We start from the raw sequence: 19,709 nt of genomic DNA, 5'->3' as shown, positions 1-19,709 counted from the left end.
CGCCTGTTTGAGGTTGCGCTCCTTGCTGTCGCGGGTGCGGAAGCGCTCGTTCCACGTTCGGAGGCGCTGCATCTTCTCGCGCTGGCGGGAGCCGAGGGTGTTGCCGTAGGCGTCCTTGTCCTGCCAGCCGATGTTGGTCGACAGCCCCTTGTCGTGCATCATCTTCGTCGTCGGTGCCCCGACGCGGCTCTTCTGGTCTTTCTCCTTCGAGTCGAACGCGCGCCATTCGGGACCGCGGTCGACGGAATCTTCTTCGACGACGAGACCGCACTCGGCGCAGACGGTTTCGCCGCGACCTTCGTCGCTGATGACGTTGCCGCCACATTCGGGGCAGACGCCCTCTTCTCGCTCGTCCTCGCTCTCGTGTTCCCGTTCGTGGGCCGATACGCCGGACTCGCTATAGCGTTGTATCTTGGTTGTAGTCATGGGTATGCGTTGGCGGAGGCTCCCAGTAGGGAAAACCCGAAGAATCCCGGAAGCTTAGTTCCTAACTCCTGGTTAGGGCGAAAGTTACTTAAATGTTTCGCAATCTGGTGCGATTTTCACCGGACCATATTCGCCGTTAATGACGCCGCTACCGCGCGTTAATCGCTGTTTGAGATTCAGATAATCTCCGTGTTGTGAATCGAAACCAACAAAATACTGTCGGTTTATAATATGAGAAACACTTCCACAGCATTTCGGTCCCGTCGTCTGGCTCATTTCGTCTTCGAACGATGCGCCTGTTCCCTATCCTAGTCCTCTAGATACGTTCTCGCCACCTCGTCGGGTACCTGCTCGAACACTCGATAGAACTGCCCGACCGCTCCGAACTGGAACGGCGCTTCGATGCAGAGCACCTCGTCCACCTCGCCGCGCAACTCCTCGATGGAACTCGGCGACCCGACCGGAACGGCCAGCGTAACGCGGTTCGCACCCTCGCTCTTCACCTGTCTCAAACAGGCGATGGTCGTCGCGCCGGTCGCCACGCCGTCGTCCACGATGAGCACCCGTTTCCCCTCGATATCGGGTACCCGGTCGCCGCCGCGGTACGTCTCCGCCTTCTCGCGGGCCGCTTCGGTCTTCCGCTCTTTCTCCCCTTGGAGGTACGCATCGCCGACGCCGAGTCGGTCGATGAGGTCGTCGTTCAGCCAGACGCTTCCGTCCGCGCCGACGGCCCCGATTGCGAGTTCCGGGTTCCCGGGTGCACCCAGTTTCTTTGCGACAATCACGTCGAGCGGGACGTCGAGTGCGTCCGCGACCGGTCGTCCAATCGGTAGCCCGCCGCGCGGAATCGCGAGTACGATGTCCGCGTCTATCCCCTCCCGTGTGACGAGCGACGCGAGTTGTTGCCCCGCGTCAGTTCTGTCGTCGAACATGACTGTCCCCGCTCGGACAGAGGCGACTCCCGCGGATAAAGGTGTGCGCCGCTGAAAAACGCCGAACAATTCGTTTTCTGGACATAACAATTATGACAGCATGCGCCAGTTATAGAACGAACTTGAGAGATGGGTGAGACGCCTCCTATCGTCGTTCTGTACGTGAACGACGACACAGAGATGCTCGACCGTGCGGCGACGTTCCTCGAACGGGAGTCGAAGCAGCTACGACTCCGAACCGCAACCTCGGGCGAGGAGGCACTTTGCACCCTTCGTGCGGACGATATCCACTGTCTCGTTTCGGAGTACGTTTTGCCCGGAATGGACGGGGTGTCCCTCCTCGAATCGGTTCGGGAGGGGTTTCCGACCCTCCCGTTTATCCTTTTTACCGATGCGGGGAGCGAAACCGTCGCCGGTCGCGCCATTTCGGCTGGCGTCACCGATTACCTCCAAAAGGAAGCATCGACCGAACAGTACGCGGTGTTGGCGGAGCGAATCGAAACCGCCGTCGATTCGACCGATACCGAAGACGCGCTCCAAGAGAGCGAGGAGCGCTATCGAACGGTCGTCGAGGGAGGTCACGACGCGGTGTACATCTATCAGGACGACCACTTCACGTTCGTCAACGAGCGTGCCTGTGAGATGACCGGCTACGGCGGGGACGAACTACGGGGTCTCAACGTCTGGTCGCTCGTCCACTCGGACGACCACGAGCGCGTGCGGACCATCGCCGAAAATCGACTGCGCGGGACGCACGACGTTTCGACCTACGACGCCCGATTCACGACGAAAGACGGGGAGACCCGATACGGGAACTTCTCCGTCCGCGAAACCACCTACGAGGGGCGTACGGCGACCATCGGGTCTGTCCGTGACGTGACCGACCGCAAACGGACGGAGGCGCGACTGAAGGCGCTCATCGAGCACTCTCACGACCTCGTGACGCTCGTCGACGACCGGGGGATAATCCGGTACGAAAGTCCCTCCGTCGAGCGTCTCGGTTACGACCCCGACGAACTCGTCGGCGAACCGGCCCTCGAATACATTCATCCGGCCGACCGCTCGCACGTCGCCGATACGTTCTCCCGAACGCTCGAAAACCCGGAGGTTTCGCCGACCATCACCTATCGCTTTCGGCACGCGGACGGGTCGTGGCGCTATCTCGAAACGGCGGGTGAAAACCACATCGCGACCGTCGATGTGGAGGGAGTGGTGTTGAACTCGCGGGACGTGACCGAACACGTCCGCATGAAGGAAGCGCACGAGGACATCCTCGCGCGCATGACCGACGCGTTCCTCGCGCTCGACGACGACTGGCGGTTCACGTTCGTCAACGAGCGGGCGGAAGAGTTGCTCAACCGAACCGCGCCGGAGATCATCGGCGACGTCATCTGGGACGAGTTCCCCGAGGCGGTCGACTCCGCGTTTTACCACGGCTACCGCGATGCCATGCGAACGCAGGAACCGACGACGTTCGAAGCGTACTTCCCGCCGTACGACAGGTGGTACGAAGCGAACGCGTACCCGTCCGCCGACGGCCTGTCGGTGTATCTACGCGACGTAACCGAACGAAAGAACAGGGAGACGACGCTCGAAGAACTCCACAACGCAACCCGGACCCTCATGCAGGCGGAATCCATCGCCGCCGTGAGCGACATCGCGGTCCGCGTGGCCCGCGACGTACTCGGCCTCCCGGTAACCGCCATCTGGCAGTGCGAGGACGCCACGCCCCGACTCATCGCTCGGACGGCGGAACATCGGACGGCGTACGGCGAGTCGGTCTCGGCTTCCGACCGACGGGCGACGGTGGAAACCTACGAGACCGGTGAGACGGTCACCAGGGAGACTCGTATCGAGGGCGCCGAATCGGAAGCGTTCGTTCCGCTCGGCGCGCGCGGCGTCATCACCTTCGGCGCGGAACGACTGGACGAGTTCGACATCTACTACGCGCAGTTGCTCGCCGCGAACACCGCCGCCGCCCTCGACCGTGCGGAGCGCGAGGACGAGCGGCGGGAGCATCAATGGGAGTTGGAACGGCAGAACGAGCGGTTGGAGGAGTTCGCAAGCGTCGTCTCGCACGACCTTCGAAACCCGCTGAACGTCGCACAAGGCTATCTCGACATGTATCGTGCGACCGCGGACGAAGACCACCTCTCCCGAATTGAGCGCGCCCACGACCGGATGGTCAATATCGTCGACGACGTGTTGACCCTCGCACGGCAGGGGCGGACGGTGAGCGAGACGAGAGCGGTCTCGGGATTGGCCGTCACCACGAACGCCTGGGGGTCCGTTGAAACCGGCACCGCCACCCTGGACGCGTCGTGGACGGCGACCATCAGCGCCGACGGGAGTCGGCTCCAGCAGTTGCTCGAAAACCTGTTCCGAAACGCGGTCGAACACGGCCAATCTGACGTGACCGTTCGCGTCGGTACGCTCGACAGTATCGCCGGGGATGGAGGGATGCAACGCGACCGACCGACTAGTACCACGAACGAAGCGGCGACCGACCGCGGGTTTTTCGTCGAAGACGACGGGCCGGGAATTCCCGAATCGTCGCGTGAGGCTGTGTTCGAGTCTGGCTACTCCACCGGGGAGCAGGGCACCGGACTCGGTTTACCCATCGTCAGACAGATAGCCGAAGCCCACGGCTGGCGGGTTTCGCTCGGCGAGGCGGAAAGCGGCGGCGCACGGTTCGAGTTCACGGGCGTCGAACTGGCGGACGAATGATGCGCCGTCTGTCGGTTGAGTCGGACGCCCGCACCGACATTACTCACCAGTTCGACGTGTTGGGTCGTCGGGAATGACTACTTCATCGAACGGCAGACAGCCCGTATTCGGGTTTTATCCGACGAAAAATCAGGACCACGACAATGGTCGACGAAACACAAAATACTCAAACAGTTCGTGGACATGACTACGTTATGGACTGGACGGACCGACTCCCGCCACGGGATTGGCTCACGCGCGGGGTCGTCTTATTGCTGGTCGTCGCCCTGTTGACCCCCTCCGTGGTCTCCGCGATAACGTACGACCGAGAAGCATCGAATCTCAAACCCGGAACCATCGAACAGCCTGCCAACGGGACGACGATTATCAGCGTTCAAGGCTACCACTTCCAAGGGCAAGGAAACAAGAAAAAGCCCGCACGCCTCGTCGCCGTCGGCCCGAAAGGCGGCGTGAAATGGGTGTACAACGGCTCGAAGGAGGGCGCGACGTGGTTCTACGACGTCGACCCGCTTCCGAACGGCAACCTGCTCGTCGTCTCGACGCAGCGCGGCGGCACCCTCGTCTACGAGATGAACCCGAAGACGAAGGAGAAGGTCTGGAAGAAGTTCCTCCCGATTCACGACACCCACGACATCGACCTCATCAACAACGGGACGCAGTTGCTCGTCGGCAACATGCGTAACTACAACGAGACGACCGGCAAGAACGACGACCGGGTGTACGTCTACGACCTCGAAACGGACGAAATCGTCTGGCAGTGGCACCTGCGTAACTACTACGACAAGGGTGCTGGCGGCGATTACACGAACGACTGGACGCACCTGAACAACGTCCAGAAAATCGCCGACGGGAAGTACGCGCTCGACCCGCGGAACATGGACGAGGTGATAATCGTCGACCGGAACACGGGCGAGGTCACGACGAAACTCGGCGAGGACGACAACCACGACATCCTCAACCAGCAACACAACCCCGACTACCTCGAAAGCGAATCGGGCAAACCGACCTTCCTCGTCGCCGACTCCGAGAACAATCGCATCGTCGAGTACGAGAAGAACGGCAAGGACTGGAAGCGGACGTGGGAACTCGGGTCCACCGATACCCTCAACTGGCCCCGTGACGCCGACCGCCTGCCGAACGGCAACACGCTCGTCGTGGACTCCTCGGACCACCGCGTCATCGAAGTGACCCCCGAGGGGAACATCGTCTGGGAGTTCTACTCGCCGTGGCTCCCCTACGACGCCGAACGCATCGGCACCGGCGACGAATCCAACGGTCCGACCATCGCCGACCAGAACGCCCAAGGGCAGTACGCCATCACCGGCAGCGCGAACCTCGACCCCGGAACGGGCAAGAGCCTCAGGATGTCCGTGTTCCTCTCGAACGCCTTCGCGGGCACGTCGATGCAGGACACCATGCGCCACTACGGTGCGCGCTGGGACCAAGTGACGCCGTTCATCCGCCCCGTCTGGATGAGCGAGTACGCCTTCATCGCCGCCATCTTCGCCATCCTCCTCCTCATCTTCTGGCTCATCGGCGAACTGGTGTACCAACGAAAGCGGATCTACGACGGCGTGAAATACCGGTTGGGCTAAACGTCGCCCATCGACTCCTCGTCCGATTTACTAGATTTATTCGTTTCCGACCCGTCGGTATTTACACGATGAGCGACCCCCAAGACGGGACCGAGCGGACTGCGAGGGAGTGGTGGAACAGTTGGGCGAACCATTTTCAATCGGAGTACGGCGACGGCGAGATACCCGTCGGAATCGCGTTCGGGCCGGGTGCGGAACAGGGCGACGACCTCGGTCTCCTCGGCGATTTGGACGGAAAGAAGGTCATCGAACTCGGATGCGGCGGCACGCAGTTCGGAATTGCGGTGTCCAAGCGGGGAGCGGACGTGACGGGCGTAGACATCTCGGAGGAGCAGTTAGCGTTCGCACGAACCCTCGCGGACGAACACGACCAGGACATCGAGTTCGTCGAAAGCAGCGTGACGGAGATGCCGACGGTCGCATCCGAGACGTACGACGTCGCGTTTTCTGCCTTCGCGTTCCAGTGGGTCCGCGACCTCGAAGCCTGCTTTGCCGAGGCGTATCGCGTCCTGAAAGAGGACGGGAAACTCGTCTTCAGCGTGGACCACCCATACTACAAGACCCTCGACGCCGAGACCGGTGGATTCGAGCGGAGTTACTTCTCCGACGAACCGCGGCGGGTCTACAGCGAGGAGTTCGACGCGGAGATGGTAATTTACAGCCGAGGGGTCGGGGAGACCGTTTCGCTCCTGACGGACGTCGGGTTCACAGTCGAAGCGATACGGGAACCCGGATACGAGGACCCCGATTGCTACGAGTCCGAGTACGGGAGTTTCGCCCCGGAGCTCATGGCGACGGTTCCGCCGACCATCGTCTACTCGGCGCGGAAGTGAGAAGTCCCGTTTCACTCCGTGGTTCGGTACATCGGCGCTCGCTCGGATGAACCGCGAACGTGAAATATGTTCTACAAAAATGCAGTTCAGATAGCACTTAAGCCGCCCCCAATAGATTTCGTTCACATGCTCATCGCTGGAAGCGACGACGGCGTGTATCGAATTTCGGGCCTCCGCGAATCAGGGGGAACGACGGCCGAAAAGCTACTCGACGCCGAGAAAGTGTTTCGAGTCGAGCAGTTCGATGGACCGGACGGGCTGTTCGTGGCCGCGAAGTCGGGGGTATACTATTCTCCCGACGGAGACGAGTGGACGACTCTCTCCGTCCCGGACGAGGAGGTGTACAGCGTCACCGTCGCCCCGTCGGGCGAGCGACTGTACGCCGGTACGCGGCCCGCCCGCCTGTTCGTCGCCGACTTCGGTTCGGGCGTTCCGTCCGACGCGGAGGCGTGGGCGGAAGTCGTCGGCTTTCGGGAGTTACGTGACCGAATCGACTGGGGGTTGGACCGCCACGACGGTCTCGCGCAGATTCGAAGCCTCCGTACGCACCCCGACGCGCCGGAACGACTCGTCGCGGGCGTCGAAGTCGGCGGCGTTCACGTGAGCGACGACGGCGGGGAGAACTGGCGGTCGCGGTGCATCGACTGCGACGCGCCGCACACGGACGACATCCACCACCTCGTCCTCGAAGACGAGGGGACCATCGTCGCCTCGACCGGAAGCGGCCTGTACCGTTCGACCGACGTCGGCAGGACGTGGACGCGATTGGACGGCGACCACGACCAGCGGTATTTCCGCGGCGCGTTCGTCCACGACGGCACGGTCTACGCCGGTGGCGCACCCGCGTCCTCCTCGTCGTGGGAAGAGGGGAACCACGCGCTGTTCGCGTCTCACGACGGAAAATCGCTCGAACGGATTTCCTTTCCGACGTCCGACGAGGTGGCAATCGGATGGTGTGCGGTCGATGGCGACGTTCTGACAGCGACCCACCGCGGGACGCTGTTCCGGCATCGCTCCGGAGACTGGGAGACGGTCGGGTCGGTTCCGACCCCCGGACGTGTGCGGGGACGGTACATGCCGCTGACGTGGTACGAGCCCTGACGATTGCGATAAAAGAGGCGGTTGTCCGTGGTTCGGTCTCCGAACGCGGTTATTCGGTGGCCGTTTCGAAGTCGAGTTCGGCCTCTTCCACGTCGTCGTCGAGCATCTGCGGTTTGCCGAGCGGGAGCGAACCGAAGAGGGCGTAGTGGACGGCGAAGGCGACGCCGACGAGCGCGACGAGCAGGGTCAGGGTACGTTTGACACTTGCCATATTCGGGACGATGGGCGCGAAAAGAAAGAGTGCTTCGGTGTGCCTTCGGGTAGCCTACCGATCCACCTCTCCCAACACGATATCGAGGCTCCCGAGTGACGCGATCAGATCCGGCACCAACTCGCCTTCCGACATCTCCGGCAGGGCCGAGAGATTGTGGAAACACGGGCTTCGAATCTTGAACCGCGCGGGGCTATCGGTGTTGTCCGAGCGGATGTAGACGCCGAGTTCGCCCTTCGCACCCTCCACCGCGCGGTACGTCTCCGCGTCCATCGGCGGTTTGAGCGTCCGGGGGACGTTCGACTGCAGGGTGCGCTCCTCCTCGGGCCAGTCCTCCAGCAGTTCGACGCACTGCTCGACGATTCTGGCCGACTGCTCGACCTCCCGGAGTCGGACGAGGACGCGGGCGTAGTTGTCACAGCCGTCCTCGGTTACGACGTCCCAGTCGAGTTGGTCGTAGTAACCGTAGGGGTCGTCGCGGCGCAAGTCGTAGTCGATGCCCGACCCGCGGGCGACCGGTCCCGTCACGCCGTACTGTTTCGCCACGTCGGGTTCGAGGATGCCGGTATCGACGCAGCGGAGTTGGAATATCTCGTTGCTCGTGAGGAGGTCGTGATACTCCTCCATCGTCGCCGGGAGGCCGTCGATGAAATCGAGCGTCTTGTCGAAGAACTCCCGCCGCGGCTCCGGAACGTCCCAGATGACCCCGCCGAGGCGGAAGTAGTTGTACATCATGCGCTGGCCGGTCAGGTCCTCCAGGATGTTCTGGACGATTTCGCGGTCCCGGAACGCGTACTGGAAGATGGCGGTGAAGTCGCCGTACACGTCGAGCGCGAAGGTCCCGAGCGCGAGGAAGTGGCCGGTCATGCGCGAGAGTTCGACGCCGAGCGTCCGGAGGATTTGGGCGTATTCCGGCACGTCGATGTCCGCGAGGTCCTCGGCCGCCCGCGCGTACGCCCACTCGTTGGTCATGTTCGCGGTGTAATCCCAGCGGTCGGGGTACGGCATGATTTCGTGCCGGTATTTTCCCGATTGCGCCATCTGCTCCTCGCAGCGGTGGAGGTAGCCGATGTCGGGGCGAACGTCCAGCACCTGCTCGCCGTCGAGGACGGTTTCGATGTGGAGGACGCCGTGGGTCGCCGGGTGGTGCGGCCCGATGTTGAGAAACATCGTGTCGGCGTTGTCCGCGTACTCGTCGTGTTTTATCGGGTTTTTGTGGGCCTCCAGCGTGACGATTTGCGGCCGGTCCTGGTCGTAGTCGAGGGAAAGCGGGTGGCCCTTCCACGCCTGCGGAAGGAGAATCCGACGCAAGTCGGGGTGTCCTTCGTACTCGATACCCACGAGGTCGTAGGCCTCACGCTCGTGCCAGTCTGCGGACCGGTAGACGGGTTCCGCGGTCTGGCTCACGGGCGCGTCGGTCGGCGTGGGGACGACGATACTCACCTCTTGGGTGGGGTCGGCGTACTTTTTCAAGTGATAGATGCTCTCGTAGCGGTCCTCGTACTGCTGGGCCGACAGACACGAGAGGTGGTCGAACCCGGCCTCGTCCCGGAGCGTCGTCAAGGCGGCCTGCACTTCGTCGGGCCGAACGACGAATCCCGGCGCGTTCAAGTGGTCGTCGCGGCCGATGGCGAGGTCGCCGAGGAGTTCGGCCAGTTCGTCCGCCTCCAATTCCTGCACCGCCGGAAGGCGTTCTTCTCGTTGCGAACTCACGGCGAATCCACCCAGTTGTAGCGCATGACGAGCGTGTCCTCGTCGATTTCGTCCGTGAGCGACTGCACCAACTCGTCGCGTTCCAAGTCGCCGAACCGCTCCAGTTCGTACGGTTTGACGACGACCGGACTCGCCTCGCCGTGGGCGATTCGCTCCTGCAGTTTGGCGATACCGTAGATGAGCGCTTCGGGTCGCGGCGGACACCCCGGAACGTGGATGTCTACCGGGATGACCTCCTCGGCACCTTTGATGACGTTATAGCCCTGCTGGAACGGCCCGCCGGAACAGGTACACGACCCCATGCTGACGACGAACTTGGGTTCGGGCATCTGGTCGTAGACGCGCTTCATCCGCGGCGCGAACTTCGAGACGATGGTCCCCGGCACGATGATGACGTCGGCCTGTCGCGGCGACGCGCGGGGCACCCCCGCCCCGAAGCGGTCCAAGTCGTGTTTCACCGCGTAGGTGTGCATCATCTCGATGCTACAGCAGGCGATGCCGAACTGCAACATAAACATCGACGACCCTCGCACCCAGTTCATGAACGCGTCGAACTTCGTGAGAATGAACGGCGAGGTGCCGAGCGCCTCTCGGAGTTTCGAATCGAACCGCCCCGGCAGTTCCTCCTTTCCCTGTTCACGACTGGTCGGTTCGACCATCTCCCGCTCCGTCGCCCCCTGTCTCCGTCGAGGTGGATGTGTATCACTACTCATTGTCCCCTCCCCATGTGCCCGCTGCGGGCGCTGACTAGCGTTCGGGAGCGAGGCGTATGAGTATTCGGTCGTTACCGAACCCGTGTTCTGAAAATCGGCGTGTCCGGGGGAAAATTACTGCCGCTCAGACCAACAGTTGCACGTCGGACTCGGCCATGTGTTCGAGGGCGGTTGCGGCCCCGACGCCGGTGACGACGCCGTCGTAGAAGTCGTTCTCGTCGTAGTCCATCAGGTCGATGGTCATCTGGCAGGCCTGCAGCTCGACGCCGGTATCTATCGAGACGTCGATGAGTTCCTCGATGGTGGCCGTCCCGTTCTCCTCGATTTTGCGCTCCATCATCTTCGTCGCCATGGAGTCCATGCCGGGGAGTGCGGCCATCGCGTTCGGCATCGGCATGCTCGGGTTGCCGACCGCGCTGAGTTTGAGGTTCTTCGACTTCTTCTCGTGCAGGATGTCGAGTCCCCAGAACGTGTGGAAGACCACGACGTCCCATCCGAAGGCGGCCGCGGTGCTGGCGAGGATGAGCGGCGGGTACGCCATGTCCAACGTGCCTTTCGTGGCGATGATGGTCATCTTCTTCTGTCCGTCGTCGTCGTCCGCTTTCAGGTCGGCCAACTCCGCCTCCAACTCCTCGATACGGGCGGCCAGGTCGGCGTCGGAGCTCGCCGCGTCCGCGGCGTCACCGGAGTTAGTCGTGTCTGTACTCATGATTATTCCGTCTTCCGAACGAAGTGCCGGTAGACCGCTTCGCCGCCCTCCTCGTCTTCCTCTTGGTCGAGCATTTCGACGCCGTCGGTCGTGTCGGCCCATCCCTTGAGGTCGCTCATGCTTCCCGGGTCGGTTGCGACGACTTCGAGCACCTCGCCCTCGGCGAGCGAGTCCGTGGCCTGTTTCGTCTTCACGACCGGCATCGGGCAGTTCAATCCTTGTACATCTAGGGTCTCAGTGATATCGAATTCCGTACTCATCGTGTGAATCTCCTATATTGGACGTATCGAACAATATCGGATACACCATTAAAAGTGTGTTGGTTATTGTGGATAGCATCCACGAGCGAATTAATTATAGTGTCTATCGTGCGCTCGTGTGGGGTTTTTCCGATTCGAATCCAACACTGTATTGTATGATTTGTGGAATACTATACGAACGCTTTTGTAGCTGTAGCCGATACCAGTTGATACAGCATGAGCGACGCAGCGTTTCCATCGCCGGACGCCGAAGTGGAATCGGTGACCCCCGACGAGCTATACGAGAAAATCGACGCGGGGGAGTCGGTTACCATTCTCGACGTCCGAGCGACGGGCGAGTACGAGAAGTGGCATATCGACGGGGAGAACGTCGAGACCATCAACGTTCCCTACTTCGAATACCTGGACGACCCGGACGACGAACTGTTCGAACCGGTCCCTGAGGACGAGGACGTGACCGTCCTCTGTGCGAAGGGCGGGTCGAGCGAGTACATCGCCGGAATGTTCGCCGAGCGGGACTACGAAGTGAACCACCTCGAAGACGGGATGAAGGGATGGGCACGCGTCCTCGAACGAAAAGAGATCGAAGGCGCTGATGAGGACACCGCGGTTATCCAGTATCAGCGGCCGTCGAGTGGTTGTCTCTCTTATCTCGTCGTTTCGGGCGACGAAGCGGCGGTCATCGACCCCCTCCGAGCGTTCGACGAGGAGTACGTCGCGGACGCGAACGAATACGGTGCCGACCTCCGCTACGCCATCGACACGCACGTCCACGCGGACCACGTGAGCGGCGTCCGAACCGTCGCGGACGACGACATCGAAGCCGTCGTCCCCGCATCCGCGGAGGCGCGCGGCATCGACTACGACGAGTCCTACCGAGCGGTCGAGGACGGCGAAACCCTCCCGCTGGGCGAGACGGAAATCGAAGTCATCCACACGCCCGGTCACACGACGGGAATGACCTCGTACCGCGTGGGCGGCGTCCTGTTCACGGGAGACGGCCTGTTCACCGAGAGCGTGGCCCGCCCCGACCTCGAAGAAGGTGACGACGGCGCACCCGACGCCGCCGCGATGCTTTACGAGACGCTGCAGGAACGGGTGTTGTCGCTCCCGGACGACACAGTGGTCGCACCCGCACACTTCAGCGACGCGGCGACGACCGCCGATGACGGCACGTACACCGCAACCGTCGGCGACCTGCACGAGTCGATGGACGTGCTCTCGATGGAGAAAGACGAGTTCGTCGAGTTCATCCTCTCGGACATGCCGCCACGCCCGGCGAACTACGAGGACATCATCGCAACGAACTTGGGGCAACGACACGCAGACGACGAAGAAGCGTTCGAGCTCGAACTCGGGCCGAACAACTGTGCCGCGAGTCAGGATTCACTCACGAGCGACTGACGTGGCAGGAGGAAAACAATGGATTTAGTGCCAGCATTTGCATTTACGAACCTGTTCCCGAACGGAATCGGACGGTACGCCATCGGTGGAATGTTCATCGGGCTCGGCGTCGCCGTCATCTACCTCGGAACCGGAATCATCGCCGGGGCGAGCACGTTCTTGGAGTCTACACTGTCCTACGTCTCCGACGTGCCCCGGTTTCAGAAACCGAAATACGTCGCGTCCCGTGACTGGCGTGTGTTGTTCACGTTGGGTATCGTCGGCGGAGCGGCCATCTACCAACTCGCGTTCAACGGCCAGTTCTGGACGACGGACGTCCAGTGGTGGCGGCTCCTCGGCGGCGGTTTCCTCGTCGGCGTCGGCACCCGTATCGGAAAGGGATGTACGTCCGGCCACGGGGTATGTGGCGTCGGCTCCGCGTCGTTCACGTCCATCAGCAACGTCGTGACGTTCATGGCGGTCGCCATCGGCGTCGCACAACTAGTGCAGGCCTTGGGGGTGTCGCCATGAGCGGAGAATCGAAGAGCCGAGGACCCCTCTTCAACGTCCTCATCGTCGTCGGCGGGTTGATATTCGGTTTCGGGCTGGGCTTCAGTCACATGGCCCGACCCGAGGTCGTGCTCAACTTCCTGCAGTTCGAGGATTTCGGCCTCCTGTTCGTCATGGGCGGCGCGGCGGTCGTCACCGGGGTGACCTTCGCAGTTGCAAGCCGCTCGTCCGGTCGCGCACCCTTGACCGGAAAGGCGTACACCCGAAGGCTGAAATCGTTCGACCGGAACGTCCTCATCGGCGGCGGTATCTTCGGCGTCGGTTGGGGCCTCTCCGGAATCTGTCCCGGTGCGGCATACGCGAGCCTCGGAATCGGTAACTACCCCATCCTGTTCGCTATCGGCGGCATGTTCGCCGGTGCGTACGCGCAGGGGCTCTGGCGGAAACACAGCGTGAGCGACCGACCCGTGTCGTCGGAAGCGGACTGATTTCACGTTCGGCTGCGGTACTCGTTTCGTGACGGAGCGCGGTCGTGTTTTTGATGTGAAAAACCATCGTCGAACCTTCCCCGGCAGCGTCGGCACCGTCGAGTAACGCGTTCGACAGCGAAGAGTCGCTGAATCAATTCTCCGAAGGTGTGATCCGAGTTCGAGGGCGAAATCTGCCGTAGGGGACGATGTGACGGATTAGCGCCGGATAACATATGGGAATAGTATTGCCCGCTAGACCCAAAACTATTAAAAGCAATTGTGGCTAATCCACGGCCAAGCGACATAGTATGAAACGTACACAACCACCCAGTCGATGCACGACGGATGGATATCCATGTTCGGAATAGAATCGCTCAGCGGAAACCTCCATGCGGCGGCTATCGTCGGACTCGTGTTCAGCGAGGCGTTGGTGCTGTACGCCGGGTACGGCGTCGCCACCGGTGCTCTCGCCTCGGTCGTCGTGAACGCCATCCGAGGTGAATGAAGATGGAGGTTCTCGGTATGAGCCTCCTCCTCGTTCTCCTCTTCGTCGGCTTCGGTCTCATCATCGGAATCCTGTTCGGATTCTTCGGGATGGGCGGGTCGTTCCTCGTCACGCCCGCGTTGCTGGTGTTGGGATATCCGGCAAAGGTCGCGGTCGGAAGCGGATTAGCGTTCGTCTTCGGCACCGCCGTCATCGGTGCGCTTCGGCACCGTGACCTCGGACAGGTCGATTACAAGCTCGCGGCGCTGATAATCACCGGGATGACGGTCGGTATCGAGATCGGCAAACGGGCGGTTCTCCTGTTGGAACGAGCGGGCTTGTCCGATATCGTCATCAGCGTTGCGTACGTCGGCCTCCTTGTCGTCGTCGGCCTGCAGACGCTCCGTGACTCGATGCAGAGCGAGTCGGACGAGGGCGACACGTTGGACCTCTCGAACGCTCTCGAACGGGTCCGCATCCCGCCGATGCTGACGTTCACGGGCGGAACGACCGTCTCGCTCTGGGTGACGCTCGGCATCGGACTCGGCATCGGTATCCTCTCGGGCTTCCTCGGCGTCGGCGGCGGATTCCTCCTCATGCCGACGATGCTCTACGGCTTCGGCGTTCCGGCCGAGGTCGCCATCGGAACTAGCGTGCTCCAGATAACGATTCCCGGCAGTTTCGGCGCGTTCGTCTACGCGCAGGAAGGAGCGGTCAACGTCCCCGTCGTCGCGTCGTTGCTCCTCGGGAGCGCGCTCGGGGCGCGCATCGGCGCGGCCGCGACCGAACTGATAGACGGGGACGACATCAAGGGCTACTTCGCCGCGATGCTCCTCGCGGGCAGCGTCGCCGTCGCGAGCAAGAAACTGAGCGCCATGACCGGCATCGCCGCGCTCAAAACGGTGAGCATGGTCCTCATTTTCGGAGCGGCGATCCTCGTCAGCGGGGCCATCATCTACAGCTCCGTGCGGGTACTCAGGGGACAGTCGGTTTCCGGTCGCCCGTCGACGAACTGACCCGACCTCGGCACACCGTGGAATTTTTGGCCGGGTAACGAACCGATGTCGGCGACTGCACCGCAGTCGTCGGTTCGACTACGCCGCCGTGGAACCGCGGACACGGTACTGAGCCATCCAACAATATTGTATTTCTATTGCAAATCAATAGGGATGGTTACGTCGATATTTTCGACCCGGAGAGATGTTTTCTGGGAAATCAGGAGCGGAAAAAATACCGGTTGAAAACGACCCGTTACCGCAATAGAGGCCGACTGCCAACCGATATCCGGTTTCGACCGTAGCAGATTGTATTGCACAATATTCACAAAACTATTAAGACCTGTGAGCGGATAGGCTGTAGTGAGTAGAAAAGTATGATTCGCACAAAACCGCGGTCAGTACGAAAGCGAGGTCGATGAGCATGTTTGGAATCGAATTGAGTGGACTCGGAGCAGCCACGACGGTCGGTGCCGTTCTCGGGGAGGCAGTCGTCCTCTATGCCGGATACGGTGTCGTCGTACAGATGGTGAGTTCGAACGTTATCGACGCGCTTACGGGTGAGTAATCGTGGAGCCACTCCTCATTGCCCTGTTCATCGGGTTCGGACTGGTCATCGGAATCCTGTTCGGATTCTTCGGGATGGGCGGGTCGTTCCTCGTCACGCCCGCGTTGCTGGTGTTCGGATACCCGGCGAAGGTCGCGGTCGGAAGCGGACTGGCGTTCGTGTTCGGCACATCGGTCATCGCCGCGCTCCGACACCGTAACCTCGGACAGGTCGATTACAAGCTCGCGCTGATGTTCATCGTCGGCATGACGAGCGGTATCAAGGTCGGGGAATACGTCGTGTTGTGGCTCGAAGCGACCGGCATGGCCGACATCGTGGTGGGGACCGCCTACGTCCTCCTGTTGGCCACGGTCGGCCTCTTCACGTTCCGCGACTCGCGTGGCAGTGACGACGACGGCGCGTCGTCGCTCCCGGAGCGCTTCGAGGTGCTCCAGATTCCTCCGATGGTTTCCATCAGCGGTGGCGTGGAGATTTCGGTCTGGCTCACGCTGGGCATCGCGCTGTTCGTCGGCATCCTGTCCGGCTTCCTCGGCGTCGGTGGCGGCTTCCTCCTGATGCCCGCGATGGTGTACGTCCTCGGCGTCCCCACCGTCGTGGCAGTCGGGACTGACGTGCTCCAGATCACCGTCTCCGGTGGTTTCGGGGCGTTCTCCTACGCCCAGAACGGGGCCGTCGAACTCGCCGTCGTCGCTCCGCTCTTGGCGGGAAGCGCGCTCGGAGCACGCATCGGTGCAGCGGCAACGAACCTGACCGACGAGGACGACATCAAGGGTTACTTCGCCGCGATGCTCCTCGCGGGCAGCGTCGCCGTCGCGAGCAACCGAGTCGGAGACGCGCTGGGCATCCACCTCCTCGACCAGATCAGCCTGGTGCTCATCTTCGGCTCCGCGGTGGTCGTCGCCGCGGCAGTCGTCTACAGCGCACTCGTCAACCTTCGGGAGCGCGAGTCGCCGAGCGTGTCGACCTCCGACTGACCTTCGGGGCGAACAAGTAGTTTTGTACAAACCATGCAAAATCCTTATACGTGCCAAATTCTTACTCACGACTTGAAAATGGCGAACTCGATGGCCGAGTACCTTCAGCAAGACATGGAGTGTGAAGGATTGCTGGAGTGTCTTCACGGACTGAAAGAACTCGATAAGCAGTGTTATCGAGTCGTGATCGAGAGCGAGAACCCACTAACCATCGACGACATCGCGGAGCGGATCGACCGCGAACGGTCGACGGCGTACCGCTCTATCCAGCGACTGCTCCAATCTGGGTTCATCCAGAAAGAACAGGTCAACTACGACCAAGGTGGCTACTACCACGTCTACAAGCCGACCGACCCCGGCGAAGTGTCCCACGACATGCAGCGCATGTTGAACGAGTGGTACGCCAAGATGGGCCAGTTGATTCAGGAGTTCGAGGACAAGTACGACCCGATGGAACAGCCCGAACAACCGGTCTAACCGACCGGCTTACGGGACCCCATCGCCGCTCTCGACATCACGAAGACGGTTACGTCTCGACGAGAACTTTTACTCGGTTGTACGGAAGCCAGCGTAGCTCGGCGTCCAGATAGTCGGCGACGTGCGCGACGAACTCGTCTTCCTTCAGGAGGCCGTCCTCGTCCGCCTCGTCGCTCAACTGGAGCGTTACCTCGTCGACATCCTCCAAGACGTCGCTGCCGACCATGACGGAGAACAACTCGGCGGGCGTCACGGGTTTTCCGGCGTCGATGGCGACCGCAACGTCGTCCACGGCGGTCTCGACCTCCGTTTCGACGTCGAACTGCACGTCCACCGACACCGCTTGGCCGAGCATGTCGGCCGCGTGAACCTCTTCCGCCTTCCGAACCGCGGGTTCGAGGGCGTGTCCGAACTCGCCTCCGCTCTCGCGCATGCCAATGTAAGCGAACGAGAGCATGGCGGTCAGTCCGTCCATGAACCGCTCGTCGTCGGTGTCGAACACCTGCCGTCGGTCTTTCTTTTTCAGGTGGTGGACGAGAATCCCGAAATCCAGTATCGCGTCCGTGATTCGACCGCGGATTCGCGCCTCCGCGTTGCGCTTCGACTGTTCGTGTTCCATGTCGGCCTCGCCGAGGAGGTAGGCTCGGTCGGCGGGCGAGAGGATGCCGCGTCCCCTGTCGGTATCTGGCGTCATAATCGGAATGGGATTATACAGCATCCGATTCTATCCGAAGCTATTTGAAGGGTGTGAAACAACCACCGACAAATGACGCTTATCGACGTGACGATGCGAATCGTACACACGCTTTTCGCGGGCGTGTGGGCAGGGTGGACGGTGTTCATGGCGGCGCTCGTGGTCCCGGCGGCACGGGACGGGAAACTCGGCGCGGACGGAATCCGGTGGATGACCCAGCAGTTCACGCGCTTTTCGTCGCTCTCGTCCGTCGTGTTGTTGCTCACGGGGGGATTCATGGCCGGAGACCTCTACACCACGGAAACCCTCACGGGTAGCTCGCGCGGCCATCTGGTCCTCACGATGGTCGTCCTCTGGCTCGCGCTCTCCGGGCTGAGCCACATGGCGGGTAGTCGGTTGAAGAAGAACCTCGACGCCGGTGCGAAGCAGGCCGCGGCGGGAGCCACGACGCTGTTTTACGTCGCCGGCGTCGTGGCGCTCGGCCTGCTCGTCGTCGCCGGGTGGCTCTGATGGCCGAGGACGGGTCCAAGAGGGCGCTGGCGACGGTGTTCGCTATCGTCTTCGTCGACCTCCTCGGCTTCGGGATTCTGATTCCCATCATCCCGCTGTACGCCGAGCACTTCGGCGCGAACGAGTTCGTCGTCGGACTCCTGCTCGCCTCCTACTCGGTCATGCAGTTCCTCTTCGCGCCCGTCCTCGGCCGCCTCTCGGACGAGCGCGGCCGCCGACCCATCCTCCTGCTCTCGCTGTTCGGGAGCGTCGTCGCGTGGACGCTGTTCGGCCTCGCGGAAAGCCTCCTCGTGCTCTTCGTCGCTCGCATCCTCGCGGGCGCGATGGGCGGCAACATCGCCACCGCACAGGCGTACATCGCCGACATCACGCCGCCGGAGGACCGTGCGAAGGGATTGGGCCTCATCGGCGCGGCGTTCGGACTCGGCTTCGTGTTCGGTCCGGCGCTCGGCGGCATCTTCTCCAGCGACGCCGCGCTCTCGCTCGCGCGGAACGTCCTCCCCGCGGTGGTGCCCGTGAACCAGTTCTCCCTGCCGAGTTTCGCCGCCGCGGCCATCTGCGGCCTCAATCTCGTCGTCGCCGCGCTCGTCCTCCCGGAGACGCGCACCAAGCGGGACAGCGACGAGGAGACGACGGACGAGCGTCAGTCGCGTCTCGCCCGCCTCGCGGACGCGTTCGCCGACCCGGCGCTCGCCGGACTCGTCGCCTCCTTCTTCCTCCTCTCGCTCGCGTTCTCCTCGATGGAGAGCATGTTCGTCCTGTTCACCGAACAGCAGTACGGCTTCGGTCCGGAGATGAACGGCTACGTCCTCGCCTACGTCGGGGTCGTCATCGCCGTCGTTCAGGGCGGCCTCGTGGGAAAACTCACGGACCGCTACGGCGAGCGGACGCTCGCGCTCGTCGGCGTCGTGCTCGAACTCGTGACGCTCGCCGCCCTCCCGTTCTCGCCGATGCTCGGCGACCACCTCCCCGCCATCGGACCGCTTTCCGGTGGGTTGTTCGTCCTGCTGGTCATTCTCACGCCCCTCGCGGCGGGTAACGGGTTTGCGAACGTCTCGCTCACGACGCTCGTCTCGAAGAGCGCGACGGAGGACACCCAAGGCGGCGCGTTCGGCCTGACCCAAAGCGCCGGAAGCATCGCCAGAGCGGTCGGTCCCATCGCGGCGGGAGCGCTGTACGCGGCGGTCGCCTACTGGCTCCCGTTCGTCCTCGGCGGCCTGCTCATGCTCCCCATCGGCTACGTCCTGCTGACGACGTTCCAAGGAAACGGCACCCCGACGCCGGTCAACTGAGCGAGTAGGACCCGCCGTCACGATTGCGCAATCGACCCGGGGGATTATATACGAGAACGGGACCACTCGGCCCCGATGAACCGAATCTTCGCGTGGCTTTCCGTCGTTCTGTTGCAGGCGATTCGCCCGCTC

General features: G+C 62.2%; 22 protein-coding genes. 14 read left to right on the top strand and 8 right to left on the bottom strand.

Annotated elements, in window-relative coordinates; translation table 11 throughout:
* Together OPC11_RS19905 and OPC11_RS19900 are read right to left on the bottom strand one after the other, a co-directional pair.
* Nucleotides 1-426, bottom strand: a 426-nt coding sequence (locus OPC11_RS19905) for a TFIIB-type zinc ribbon-containing protein (RefSeq protein WP_303649059.1), incomplete at its 3' end; no start/stop codon positions are given.
* 308 nt (nt 427-734) lie between these two features.
* Entirely contained in the window at nt 735-1,358 is a 624-nt protein-coding gene (locus OPC11_RS19900; RefSeq protein WP_264783090.1) for a phosphoribosyltransferase family protein, read from the bottom strand.
* Nucleotides 1,359-1,520: 162 nt separating this feature from the next.
* Between OPC11_RS19900 and OPC11_RS19895 the strand changes: the two genes are divergently transcribed.
* The 4 genes from OPC11_RS19895 to OPC11_RS19880 all read left to right on the top strand — a co-directional run bounded on the left by OPC11_RS19895 (nt 1,521) and on the right by OPC11_RS19880 (nt 7,614).
* Nucleotides 1,521-4,085, top strand: coding sequence for a PAS domain S-box protein (locus OPC11_RS19895; RefSeq protein WP_264783089.1), 2,565 nt, complete (start codon nt 1,521-1,523; stop codon nt 4,083-4,085).
* Nucleotides 4,086-4,279: 194 nt separating this feature from the next.
* The gene (locus OPC11_RS19890) at nt 4,280-5,680 is read left to right on the top strand and encodes a PQQ-binding-like beta-propeller repeat protein (protein WP_264783088.1); all 1,401 of its coding nucleotides are present in this window, start codon (nt 4,280-4,282) and stop codon (nt 5,678-5,680) included.
* A 68-nt stretch (nt 5,681-5,748) separates the two neighbouring features.
* On the top strand, nt 5,749-6,513 hold the full coding sequence (locus tag OPC11_RS19885; RefSeq protein ID WP_264783087.1) for a class I SAM-dependent methyltransferase: 765 nt from the start codon (nt 5,749-5,751) through the stop codon (nt 6,511-6,513).
* Between the two features lie 126 nt (nt 6,514-6,639).
* Complete coding sequence (locus OPC11_RS19880) at nt 6,640-7,614, top strand: WD40 repeat domain-containing protein (protein ID WP_264783086.1); 975 nt, start codon at nt 6,640-6,642, stop codon at nt 7,612-7,614.
* A 49-nt stretch (nt 7,615-7,663) separates the two neighbouring features.
* On the opposite strand, the gene OPC11_RS19875 is transcribed toward OPC11_RS19880, so the two are convergent.
* The 5 genes from OPC11_RS19875 to OPC11_RS19855 form a co-directional block, all read right to left on the bottom strand.
* Nucleotides 7,664-7,825 carry a hypothetical protein gene (locus OPC11_RS19875; protein WP_007980704.1) on the bottom strand — a complete coding sequence of 54 codons (162 nt, stop codon included), beginning with the start codon at nt 7,823-7,825 and terminating at the stop codon, nt 7,664-7,666.
* A 54-nt stretch (nt 7,826-7,879) separates the two neighbouring features.
* Nucleotides 7,880-9,538 carry an NADH-quinone oxidoreductase subunit D gene (locus OPC11_RS19870; RefSeq protein WP_264783085.1) on the bottom strand — a complete coding sequence of 553 codons (1,659 nt, stop codon included), beginning with the start codon at nt 9,536-9,538 and terminating at the stop codon, nt 7,880-7,882.
* Nucleotides 9,535-10,197 carry an NADH-quinone oxidoreductase subunit B gene (locus OPC11_RS19865; RefSeq protein ID WP_007980706.1) on the bottom strand — a complete coding sequence of 221 codons (663 nt, stop codon included), beginning with the start codon at nt 10,195-10,197 and terminating at the stop codon, nt 9,535-9,537. Before OPC11_RS19865 ends, OPC11_RS19870 begins: the two co-directional genes overlap by 4 nt.
* A gap of 178 nt (nt 10,198-10,375) precedes the next feature.
* The gene (locus OPC11_RS19860; protein WP_264783084.1) at nt 10,376-10,960 is read right to left on the bottom strand and encodes a DsrE/DsrF/DrsH-like family protein; all 585 of its coding nucleotides are present in this window, start codon (nt 10,958-10,960) and stop codon (nt 10,376-10,378) included.
* Nucleotides 10,961-10,962: 2 nt separating this feature from the next.
* Nucleotides 10,963-11,220, bottom strand: coding sequence for a sulfurtransferase TusA family protein (locus OPC11_RS19855; protein WP_007980708.1), 258 nt, complete (start codon nt 11,218-11,220; stop codon nt 10,963-10,965).
* 216 nt (nt 11,221-11,436) lie between these two features.
* On the opposite strand from OPC11_RS19855, the gene OPC11_RS19850 reads away from it, so the two are divergent.
* The 8 genes from OPC11_RS19850 (at nt 11,437) to OPC11_RS19815 (ending at nt 17,081) form a co-directional block, all read left to right on the top strand.
* Nucleotides 11,437-12,624, top strand: a complete 1,188-nt coding sequence (locus tag OPC11_RS19850; protein ID WP_264783083.1) for an MBL fold metallo-hydrolase — start codon at nt 11,437-11,439, stop codon at nt 12,622-12,624.
* A gap of 18 nt (nt 12,625-12,642) precedes the next feature.
* Nucleotides 12,643-13,134: a YeeE/YedE thiosulfate transporter family protein gene (locus tag OPC11_RS19845; protein ID WP_026177962.1), complete on the top strand. Its 492-nt coding sequence runs from the start codon at nt 12,643-12,645 to the stop codon at nt 13,132-13,134.
* Complete coding sequence (locus OPC11_RS19840) at nt 13,131-13,601, top strand: DUF6691 family protein (RefSeq protein ID WP_007980711.1); 471 nt, start codon at nt 13,131-13,133, stop codon at nt 13,599-13,601. Before OPC11_RS19845 ends, OPC11_RS19840 begins: the two co-directional genes overlap by 4 nt.
* Before the next feature lie 337 nt (nt 13,602-13,938).
* Nucleotides 13,939-14,088: a hypothetical protein gene (locus tag OPC11_RS19835; protein WP_007980712.1), complete on the top strand. Its 150-nt coding sequence runs from the start codon at nt 13,939-13,941 to the stop codon at nt 14,086-14,088.
* Nucleotides 14,085-15,083 carry a sulfite exporter TauE/SafE family protein gene (locus tag OPC11_RS19830; RefSeq protein WP_264783082.1) on the top strand — a complete coding sequence of 333 codons (999 nt, stop codon included), beginning with the start codon at nt 14,085-14,087 and terminating at the stop codon, nt 15,081-15,083. The genes OPC11_RS19835 and OPC11_RS19830 overlap by 4 nt, the downstream gene beginning before the upstream one ends.
* Before the next feature lie 403 nt (nt 15,084-15,486).
* Nucleotides 15,487-15,630, top strand: coding sequence for a hypothetical protein (locus OPC11_RS19825; protein ID WP_171970536.1), 144 nt, complete (start codon nt 15,487-15,489; stop codon nt 15,628-15,630).
* 2 nt (nt 15,631-15,632) lie between these two features.
* Nucleotides 15,633-16,604, top strand: a complete 972-nt coding sequence (locus tag OPC11_RS19820; protein ID WP_069451346.1) for a sulfite exporter TauE/SafE family protein — start codon at nt 15,633-15,635, stop codon at nt 16,602-16,604.
* Nucleotides 16,605-16,682: 78 nt separating this feature from the next.
* A complete protein-coding gene (locus OPC11_RS19815; protein WP_007980716.1) occupies nt 16,683-17,081 on the top strand; it encodes a helix-turn-helix domain-containing protein in 399 nt (132 codons plus the stop codon).
* Nucleotides 17,082-17,130: 49 nt separating this feature from the next.
* Here OPC11_RS19815 and OPC11_RS19810 read toward each other — a convergent pair whose 3' ends face one another.
* Entirely contained in the window at nt 17,131-17,775 is a 645-nt protein-coding gene (locus tag OPC11_RS19810) for a hypothetical protein (protein WP_007980718.1), read from the bottom strand.
* A gap of 72 nt (nt 17,776-17,847) precedes the next feature.
* Here OPC11_RS19810 and OPC11_RS19805 point away from each other — a divergent pair, with 72 nt between their 5' ends.
* Both OPC11_RS19805 and OPC11_RS19800 read left to right on the top strand, forming a co-directional pair.
* Complete coding sequence (locus OPC11_RS19805) at nt 17,848-18,285, top strand: CopD family protein (protein ID WP_264783081.1); 438 nt, start codon at nt 17,848-17,850, stop codon at nt 18,283-18,285.
* Nucleotides 18,285-19,577, top strand: a complete 1,293-nt coding sequence (locus OPC11_RS19800; RefSeq protein WP_264783080.1) for an MFS transporter — start codon at nt 18,285-18,287, stop codon at nt 19,575-19,577. The genes OPC11_RS19805 and OPC11_RS19800 overlap by 1 nt, the downstream gene beginning before the upstream one ends.
* The last annotated feature ends 132 nt before the right edge of the window (nt 19,578-19,709 follow it).

The organism is Haladaptatus sp. T7 (assembly GCF_026008575.1).
GTDB lineage: Archaea > Halobacteriota > Halobacteria > Halobacteriales > Haladaptataceae > Haladaptatus > Haladaptatus paucihalophilus.
The sequence above is the reverse complement of the archived record's forward strand: the minus strand, read 5'-3'. Positions and strand labels throughout refer to the sequence as shown.